The 8333-nt window shown below is 72.0% G+C and carries 9 protein-coding genes and 1 pseudogene; 5 read left to right on the forward strand and 5 right to left on the reverse strand.

Features of this window, described 5'->3' with window-relative positions:
• Window positions 1–302: 3-hydroxyacyl-CoA dehydrogenase family protein (locus JHD21_RS18250; protein ID WP_292678065.1), on the forward strand; the 302-nt coding region annotated here is incomplete at its 5' end.
• Between the two features lie 12 nt (window positions 303–314).
• Here the strand turns inward: JHD21_RS18250 and JHD21_RS18255 are convergent.
• The gene (locus JHD21_RS18255) at window positions 315–1211 is read right to left on the reverse strand and encodes a hypothetical protein (protein ID WP_292678066.1); all 897 of its coding nucleotides are present in this window, start codon (window positions 1209–1211) and stop codon (window positions 315–317) included.
• Window positions 1212–1273: 62 nt separating this feature from the next.
• Here JHD21_RS18255 and JHD21_RS18260 point away from each other — a divergent pair, with 62 nt between their 5' ends.
• The 3 genes from JHD21_RS18260 to JHD21_RS18270 are packed head-to-tail and all read left to right on the forward strand — an operon-like array spanning window position 1274 to window position 3723.
• Window positions 1274–2113, forward strand: coding sequence for a hypothetical protein (locus JHD21_RS18260; protein WP_292678068.1), 840 nt, complete (start codon window positions 1274–1276; stop codon window positions 2111–2113).
• A gap of 48 nt (window positions 2114–2161) precedes the next feature.
• A complete protein-coding gene (locus JHD21_RS18265) occupies window positions 2162–2929 on the forward strand; it encodes an endo alpha-1,4 polygalactosaminidase (RefSeq protein WP_292678071.1) in 768 nt (255 codons plus the stop codon).
• Window positions 2923–3723: an alpha/beta fold hydrolase gene (locus tag JHD21_RS18270; protein WP_292678073.1), complete on the forward strand. Its 801-nt coding sequence runs from the start codon at window positions 2923–2925 to the stop codon at window positions 3721–3723. The genes JHD21_RS18265 and JHD21_RS18270 overlap by 7 nt, the downstream gene beginning before the upstream one ends.
• A 2-nt stretch (window positions 3724–3725) precedes the next feature.
• Here JHD21_RS18270 and JHD21_RS18275 read toward each other — a convergent pair whose 3' ends face one another.
• Window positions 3726–4259 (reverse strand): CGNR zinc finger domain-containing protein, encoded by a 534-nt coding sequence (locus JHD21_RS18275; RefSeq protein ID WP_292678075.1) that lies wholly within the window; start codon window positions 4257–4259, stop codon window positions 3726–3728.
• Window positions 4260–4297: 38 nt separating this feature from the next.
• Here JHD21_RS18275 and JHD21_RS18280 point away from each other — a divergent pair, with 38 nt between their 5' ends.
• Window positions 4298–5296 (forward strand): DMT family transporter, encoded by a 999-nt coding sequence (locus JHD21_RS18280; protein WP_292678077.1) that lies wholly within the window; start codon window positions 4298–4300, stop codon window positions 5294–5296.
• 67 nt (window positions 5297–5363) lie between these two features.
• On the opposite strand, the gene JHD21_RS18285 is transcribed toward JHD21_RS18280, so the two are convergent.
• The 3 genes and pseudogenes from JHD21_RS18285 to JHD21_RS18295 all read right to left on the reverse strand — a co-directional run.
• Window positions 5364–6512, reverse strand: coding sequence for an AI-2E family transporter (locus JHD21_RS18285; protein WP_292678078.1), 1149 nt, complete (start codon window positions 6510–6512; stop codon window positions 5364–5366).
• Window positions 6496–7866, reverse strand: coding sequence for a hypothetical protein (locus JHD21_RS18290; RefSeq protein WP_292678080.1), 1371 nt, complete (start codon window positions 7864–7866; stop codon window positions 6496–6498). The genes JHD21_RS18285 and JHD21_RS18290 overlap by 17 nt, the downstream gene beginning before the upstream one ends.
• Before the next feature lie 93 nt (window positions 7867–7959).
• A pseudogene (locus JHD21_RS18295) lies at window positions 7960–8333 on the reverse strand (zinc-binding dehydrogenase); the annotation flags it as partial.

Raw genomic sequence — 8333 nt, forward strand, 5'->3', positions numbered from 1 at the left:
GGTTCATCGTCAACGCGCTGCTGTTCCCCTACCTCAACGACGCGGTCAAGATGCTGGACGCGCACTACGCCACCGCCGACGACATCGACACCGCGATGAAGCAGGGATGTGCCCTGCCGATGGGGCCGTTCGAGCTCCTCGACGTGGTGGGCAACGACGTGTCGCTGGCGATCCAGCGCGAGCTCTACCTCGAGTTCCGTGAGCCCGGCTATGCGCCGGCGCCGCTGCTGGAGCACCTCGTGACCGCCGGATACCTGGGGCGCAAGACCAAGCGGGGCTTCCGGGACTACTCGGCCCGCTAGGGCTGGACCCGGTCAGAGACGTACGTCGAGGGTCAGCACCGACGACGGCACGTCGGGGTCGTCGGCGTCGACGGTGGCGAGCAGCCGCCCGCCGCCGTCGCCCCACGCGACCAGGGCCAGGCCCTCGACCTTGGCGACCCGGCCGCCCGGTTCGGGCAGCCCGGCCGTGGCCACGACCTGGTCCGAGTCGAGCAGCACCAACGCGGAACCGAGCACCGGCCCGTCGTCGTAGGTGGTGGGGCTGTCCTCGGCGGCGGCACTCGCCAGGATCCGCCCGTCGGGCAGCGCCACGGCGTCCGTGGTGGCCAGGGGCAGCCCGTCCGGGCCCTCGATGACGTACCGGCGCACGTCGGCCACCTCGACGGAGGTGCCGCCGCCGGTGCCGCGCACCGCGTCGAGCAGCGACCGGAGGCCGACATCGACGCTGGCGGTGGGCACGCCCGCCGCCGGCAGCCCGCGCTGGAACCAGCGCAGCCGGTCACCGACGATGCAGGCACCCTCGAGGTTCAGCGCATCCGGCGGCACCGCCAGCAGCTCGGCGACCCGCGCGTAGACCGCACCCAGGTCGCCGACGTCCGGCCCGCTGCCCGGCGCCAGCCAGACGGCGCGCATCCGGGCGGGCGTGGACCCCGAGCCCAGCAGGAGCACCCCGGAGTCCACGGCGACCGCGGCCTCCAGGTCCGGCTTGAGGTCCTTGGTCCCCGCCACCTCGGAGAACACCTCGTGGCCCTCCACCGCGGGGAGGACCCGGACCGGGGTCCCGACGTCGTCGTGCCACCAGCAGGCATGGGTCGCGTCGTCCTGGCAGACCAGCCACCCGTCGGCGTACGGCGCGATGGCCGACGCCGCGCGCACCGGCGTGCCGTCGGTGAAGCGGAGCAGCCCGGTCGCGACGAGGTCCACCTGCACCTGACGATCCTGTCAGGGCTCGACGGCGAGGTCGCCCACCAGGTGATCCGTAGTCTCGAGGCATGGAGCTGCTCGTGATCCTGGCGTTGCTCGCCATCCTCATGGTCGCGCTCGGGGTGTCCAACCGCCGGGCGCAGGCCCGCGAGCTGACCCGGCGTGCCGCCGAGCTCGAGCCGGTCAAGAAGCTGGCCTACGAGGACATCACCGCCCTCGGCACCGAGCTCCAGCAGCTCGACGCGGAGGTGCGCGGGGTGACCCTCGACGAGGGCGCCCGGTCCGACTACCAGCGCGCGCTGGACGCCTACGAGGACGCGAAGGCCTCGGGCGACGCGATGAGCCGGCCGGACGACATCCGGCACGTCACCGAGATCCTGGACGACGGGCGCTACGCCATCGCCTGCGTGCGCGCCCGGGTCGCCGGAGAGCCGCTCCCGACCCGCCGCCCGCCGTGCTTCTTCGACCCTCGCCACGGCCTGTCGGTCGCCGACGTGGACTACGCCCCGCCCGGGGGTGCCGTGCGGGCGGTCCCGGCCTGTGCCCTGGACGCGGAGCGGGTCCGGGTGGGCGCCGACCCCGACGTCCGCACCGTCATGACCGGCTCGCGCCGGGTGCCCTACTGGCAGGGCGGACCGGCCTACGCGCCGTACGCCGCCGGTTACTTCGCCGCCGGAGCCGGCATGAGCCTGCTCTTCGGTGGGCTGCTCATCGGCTCGATGGGTGGCTGGGGCTTCGGTGACGCCGGGGGCGACCAGGGCGGCGCCGACGCCGGCGACGCTGGCGGCGACTACGGCGACGGTGGCGGCGACGGTGGCGGTGACGCCGGCGGAGACTTCGGGGGCGGTGATCTCGGCGGTGGCGACATGGGCGGATTCGGCGACTTCGGCGGCGGGTTCGACTTCTGAGCCGCAGGCACGCGACAGCGGGAGATGCGTGACGGATACGTTCTCCAGGTGAGGAACCTGGTCGCGGTGCCCCTGCTCGTCGTGCTGACGCTGCTGGGCGGGCCGGCGGTCGCCGCGGAGGTCGAGCCGCTGCCGACCGGGACCGACGTCGACTACCAGCTCGGTGGGGCCATTGACGCCCCGGCCCACGTCGGGATCGTGGTGCGCGACCGCGAGGAGCCGCCGCAGGAGGGTCGCTACAACGTCTGCTACGTGAACGGCTTCCAGACCCAGCCGCAGGAGAAGAGGTTCTGGCGCAAGCGCCCGCAGCTCCTGCTCCACGACCGCACGGGCGACCTGGTGGTGGACGAGGCCTGGGGCGAGTGGCTCCTCGACCTGCGCACCGCCGAGAAGCGGAAACGGATCTCCCGGATCGTCGGCCGGTGGACCGCGGGCTGCGCGGAGGACGGCTTCGACGCCGTCGAGTACGACAACCTCGACTCGTTCACCCGCAGCGACGGGCTTCTGAGGCGGGGGCACGCGCTGCGGTACGCCCGCCTGCTCACGAAGCGCGCACACCGCGAGGGGTTGTCGGTGGGCCAGAAGAACCTGGCGGGCTTCGACGGTCACCGGGTCGGCTACGACTTCGCGGTCTCGGAGGAGTGCGGCCGCTACGACGAGTGCGGAGCCTATGTCGCCGACTACGGCGACCAGGTGCTGATGGTCGAGTACCGGACCCGGGACTTCCGGCGCACCTGCGAGCAGCACGGCGCGACGCACGCGGTGGTGCTGCGGGACCGGGACCTGTCTCCGAAGGGGGTGCACTCCTGGTGCTGAACCACACCAGCCTGGGGGAGTCCGGGCCCGAGGTCGCCTTCTGCCACGGGCTGTTCGGGCAGGGGAAGAACTGGACCGGGATCGGCAAGGCCGTGGCGGACGACCACCGGGTCCTGCTCATCGACCTGCCCGACCACGGGCAGTCGCCGCGCAGCGAGCGGTTCGACTACCTCGCCTACGCCGACCAGGTGGCCGAGCTGATCGACGCCGAGGGCGGCTCGCACGACCCGGTGGCGCTGGTGGGCCACTCGATGGGCGGCAAGGTGGCGATGCTGGTCGCGCTGCGCCGGCCCGACCTGGTCGAGAGACTCGTCGTGGTGGACGTCGCACCGGTCGCCTACGACCACGCGGTCGAGTTCGACGGCTACATCGCCGCGATGCAGGCCATCGACCTCGAGACCCTCGAGCGGCGCAGCGACGCGGACGAGGCCCTGCGCGAGGCGGTTCCCGACCCGATGGTCCGCGGCTTCCTGCTCCAGAGCCTGCGCCGCGAGGGCGGGGCGTCAGGGGGCTGGCGCTGGCTCCTCAACCTCGAGCTGCTCGGCCGCGACCTCGACCTCATCACGGACTGGCCGGAGGAGCGGTTGGCAGGCGTCGCGGCCTACGAGGGCCCGGTCCTGTGGCTGGGCGGCCAGCGGTCGCCCTACGTCCGGCCCGACTACGCCACCGCGATGGACCGGTGGTTCCCCCGGAACCGCCGGGTGACGGTGAAGGACGCCGGTCACTGGGTCCACTCCGAGCAGCCGGAGGTGTTCGTCGAGGTGCTGCGCCGGTTCCTGGAGCAGCACGTCTAGTACTAGGCCTGCTGGCGGGCCCGGTAGGCCGCGACCGCGTTGCGGTTGCCGCACGCGGTCGAGCAGAACCGGCGCGACCGGTTGCGGGAGAGGTCGAGGACGATGCCCTCGCACGTGCCGTCGGCGCAGACGGCCAGCCGGGACATCTCGTCGGCGCGGATCACGTCGACCATCGCCATCGCGGTCTCCACGATGATCCGGTCGGCGAGCGGAGCGTCGAGGTCGATGGCGTGGATGTGCCAGTCGAGCTCGTCGTGCCGCACCAGCTGGGGGACGGCGCCGGCGTCGGCCAGCCACGTGTTCACCAGGTCCACCGCGGCGTCCCGGTCGGCGGTGAGGAGATCGCGCAGGCGCCCGCGGATCTCCCTGACCGCGTCCAGCTCCGCCCTGGTCCGGTCATGGCGCCCCGAGTACGAGAACTCGTCCCAGATGGCGTCCAGGTCGGTCACGGCAGTGAGGGTGTCCGGCTCGAGCGCGCTGTTGGCCATGATGACCGCGGACTGCAGCGCCATCTCCGTGTCATGGGCGAAAACCACGTTGACATGTTACATCTGCGCTCGTAGTGTCATGCTCCATGAGCACGTTGACCCATGACACCTCCCACGGTGGTCCGATCGTGCCGGTCCCCCCGCGGGCACGGCTCGGCACCGGTCTCGTGCTCGCCCTCGTCTCCGCCGGCTCGTTCGGCATGTCGGGCGCCCTGGCCCGTGGTCTCCTCGACGGCGGCTGGAGCGTCGGCGCGATCGTGACGCTGCGGATCGGCATCGCCGCAGTGGTGCTGCTGCCGTTCGCCCTGGTCGCGCTCCGCGGTCGCTGGGACCTGCTCCGGCGCAACGCCGGCCTGATCGTGTTCTACGGCCTGCTCGCCGTGGCCGGCGCCCAGTTCTGCTACTTCTCCGCCGTCCAGTACATGCAGGTCGGTCCCGCGCTGCTGATCGAGTACACCGCGCCCGCCGCCGTCGTCGTGTGGATGTGGCTGCGCCACGGTCAGCGTCCCGGGCTGATGACGCTCGCGGGTGCCGGGCTGGCAGCGCTCGGCCTGGTCCTGGTCCTCGACCTGCTGTCGGGCGCGGACCTGAGCGTGCCCGGCGTGCTCTGGGCCCTCGGGGCGATGGTCGGCTGCGCGGCCTACTACATCATCAACGGCGACGACACGACCGGCCTGCCGCCGATCGTGCTGGCCACGGGCGGGCTGGTCGTCGGTGCGGTGGTCGTGGCGCTGCTGGGCCTGGTGGGACTGCTCCCGATGGACAGCTCGACGGTCGACGTCACGTACGCCGGGGCCTCGTTCTCCTGGTGGCAGCCGGTCCTCGTCCTGGCGGTGTTCACCGCGGCGCTGTCCTACGTCACGGGGGTCGCCGCCGGCCGGCTGCTCGGGTCCCGGCTCGCCTCGTTCGTCGCCCTGACCGAGGTCGTGGCGGGCGTCCTGTGGGCGTGGCTGCTGCTGGACGAGCTCCCGCGGTCGATCCAGATCGTCGGCGGCCTGCTGATCCTCGCCGGCGTGATCGGGGTCAAGATGGGCGAGCGCTCGGTCGTCGTCGAGGAGCACGTCGAGGAACCGGTCCCCGCCTGAGGCGTGGTCCAGGAGGCGCTCACGTCGGCCTTTGCCACGTGGTCGGCGGCGTCGCGCTGGGCCAGTCCTAGCGAGCGTCCTGACGGCGTACGAGCACCTCGCGGGTCAGCATCAGCAGCGCCGCCGCGGTGGGGATGGCCAGCAGGGCGCCGACGACGCCGAGGAGGGCAGCGCCGATCAGCGCGGCGATGACCGTGACCGCGCCCGGCACGTCAACCGACTTCGACATCACCCGGGGGTAGATCACGTAGTTCTCGACCTGCTGGTAGATCACGTAGAAGATCACGCAGGCGATGCCGATCTTGGGATCCTCGGCGAACGCGATCGCGCTCACGACCACCGCACCGATCGTCGCGCCGATCATCGGGATGACGGTGAGCAGTGCCACCACGAAGCTCAGGGCAACGGCGTACTCGCTCAGTCCCACGATGAACAGGAAGATGAGCGAGGAGACGCCGGCGAACATCGCGACGATGAACGCCCCGGAGACGTAGCCGCCCACGCTGCGGATGATCTTGTCGCCGAGCTTGGTCACCCGCTCCCGGCGCGACGCCGGGGCGAGCCGGTAGAACGCCGACTTCGTCTGGGCGAAGGACGAGAGGAAGTAGAGCGTCAGCACCAGGATGATGAAGCCGTTGAACAGCGCGCCGAGCACGGCGAGACCGAAGCCGAGCGCACCTCCGAAGAGCGTGCTGACGAAGTCGCCGTCGGTCACGTAGTCGCGGATCTTGTCGATGACCTGGTACTCGTCGTCGAGGTCCTGGACCCGTTCGTTGTCCTGGAGCCGCTCGAGCCAGCCAGGGGCGTTCTCGGTGATCGACGCCACCTGGTCGGTGATCACCGGCACGATCGCCACGAGGAACAGCGTCACCGCCACGATCACGGCGACGGTCACCGTCGCGACCGCCCAGCGCCGGCGTACGCCGTGGCCCTCGATCCACTCGACAGACGGGTTGAGGCCGGCCGCGATGAAGAACGCGACGACGATCAGGACCAGCGTGCTGCTGATGGTGACGATGTTGGTCGCCAGCCAGAACGCCAGCAGCGCGCCGGAAGCGCCGACGAAACCCACGTAGAACGGCGCGTGATGGTCCAGTGGCGGACCCGGCTCCCCGAACTCCTCCGGGTTCGCGCCAGGCTCGGTCGTCCAGCCGGACTCCTCCGGGGTCTGCTGCTCCGCCGGCTCGGCCGGCGGCGAGTCAGGAGTCGTCGTCACCGAAGCCCGCGACCACGTCACGCAGCGATGCCAGCTGGGCGGTGATCGCGTCCCGGCGCTTGCTCAGCCGGTCGACCTCGGCCTTGAGCAGCGCCACCTCGCGCTGCCGCTCGGCGTCACCGCTCGACCGGACCGCCTCGGCCTGGGTCGTGGCTGCGGCGATGATCTGCTCGGCCTCGCGGCGGGCCCGGGACAGGATCGCCTCGGACTCCTTGGCGGACTGCTCCTGAGCCTCCTTGGCCTGGGTCAGCGCGTCGCGGGCGCGCTGCTCGGCCGCGGTGGCCCGGGCCTCGGCGTCCTCGACCAGCTTCTTGGTCTCCGCGATCGCGCTGGTGTGGTGCTCGCTCGCCTCGCGGGCCAGCCGCTCGCGCTCGACGGCCAGGAGCCGCTTGGCCTCCTGGACCTCGCGGTCGACGGCGGCACGCTGCTGCTCGGCGTCGCGCTGGGCACCGGTCCGCAGCTCGGTGGTCTCCTGCTGGGTGGCCAGCCGGAGCTGCTCGGCCTCGCGGGTGGCGCTGGCGACCAGGTCCTGGGCCTCGCTCTGGGCCAGCGACCGGGTCCGCTCGGCGTCGGTGAGCATCCGGGTGCGCTGTTCCTCGAGCTCCTTGAGCTGGACGATGCGCATGTCCTCCGCCTCGCGAGCGGCCTCGGCCTTGATCGCCTGGGCGTCGCGGGCGGCCTGGGCGCGGATCTCCTCGGCGTCGCTCTGGGCGACGGCCCGCATCTCCGACGCCTCCTCCTCGGCCAGCCGGAGCATCGCCGAGGCGCGGCCGCCGAGACCGGCGTAGGACGGGTTCTTGACCTCGTCGAGCTGGCCGAGAAGGCTGTCGAGGGCGGTCTCCAGCTCGGCGCTGCGGGTCTCGTGCTGAGCGATCGCGGCCGTCAGCGCGGCCCGGTCGGCGGCCAGCTGCTGCAGCCGCTGGTCGACCGCCGCCGCGTCGTAGCCGTTCTTGCGGACGACCGGCAGCGGGCCGGTCGGCGGGGGAGGCACGGGGCCGGGCGCGGGCGAGATCGCCGGCACCGCGACGGTCGCCGTGCCGGGGGTCTCGGACCTGGCCGGTGGCGTGGGCGGCGCGGTCTGCTGGGTCGTCTGCTGCGTCGGTTGCTGCGCCGGTTGCTGGGTCGCCTGCTGGGGGGCAGGCTCCTTGGTCGGGACCGGCCGGGTGGGCTCCGCGGTGGACTGCCCCGCCTTGGCCGCGTCCTTGGGGAGCGCCGGGATGACGACGGTCGCCTCGGTGTCCGGGTCGGCCGTGGCCTCCGGCTGCTCCTGAACCGCCGGAGACTGCGCCGTCACCTCGCCGGTGTCGGAGTTCTCCTCGGGCGCGTCGTCGAAGATGGACAGACCCTGGTTCATGGAAACGGGCTCACTTCCGGGTGGGGGCACGGTCGGGTCACCCACTCTGCCCGATGTGAACGCGTTGCGCACACCCCGGCTCGAGCGCCGCGCTCAGACGTCCCGGAACCGGTTGATCTCGGCCTCGTGCTTGCTCCGCAGCTCGGCGTTCCGCACCCCGAGGCCCTCCTCGGGGGCCAGGCAGAGGACGCCGATCTTGCCCTGGTGGAGGTTGTGGTGGACGTCGAGAGCGGCCTGCCCGACCTCGTCGAGGCTGTAGGTCCTGGACAGCGTCGGGTGGATCTTGCCCTTGGCGATGAGCCGGTTGGCCTCCCACGACTCGCGGTAGTTGGCGAAGTGCGAGGAGATGATCCGCTTGAGGTTCATCCACAGGTAGCGGTTGTCGTACTCGTGCATGTAGCCGCTCGTGGACGCGCAGGTGGTGATGGTGCCGCCCTTGCGGGTGACGTAGACGCTGGCGCCGAAGG

Origin of the sequence: Nocardioides sp. (assembly GCF_016462705.1) — a bacterium.
GTDB lineage: Bacteria > Actinomycetota > Actinomycetes > Propionibacteriales > Nocardioidaceae > Nocardioides.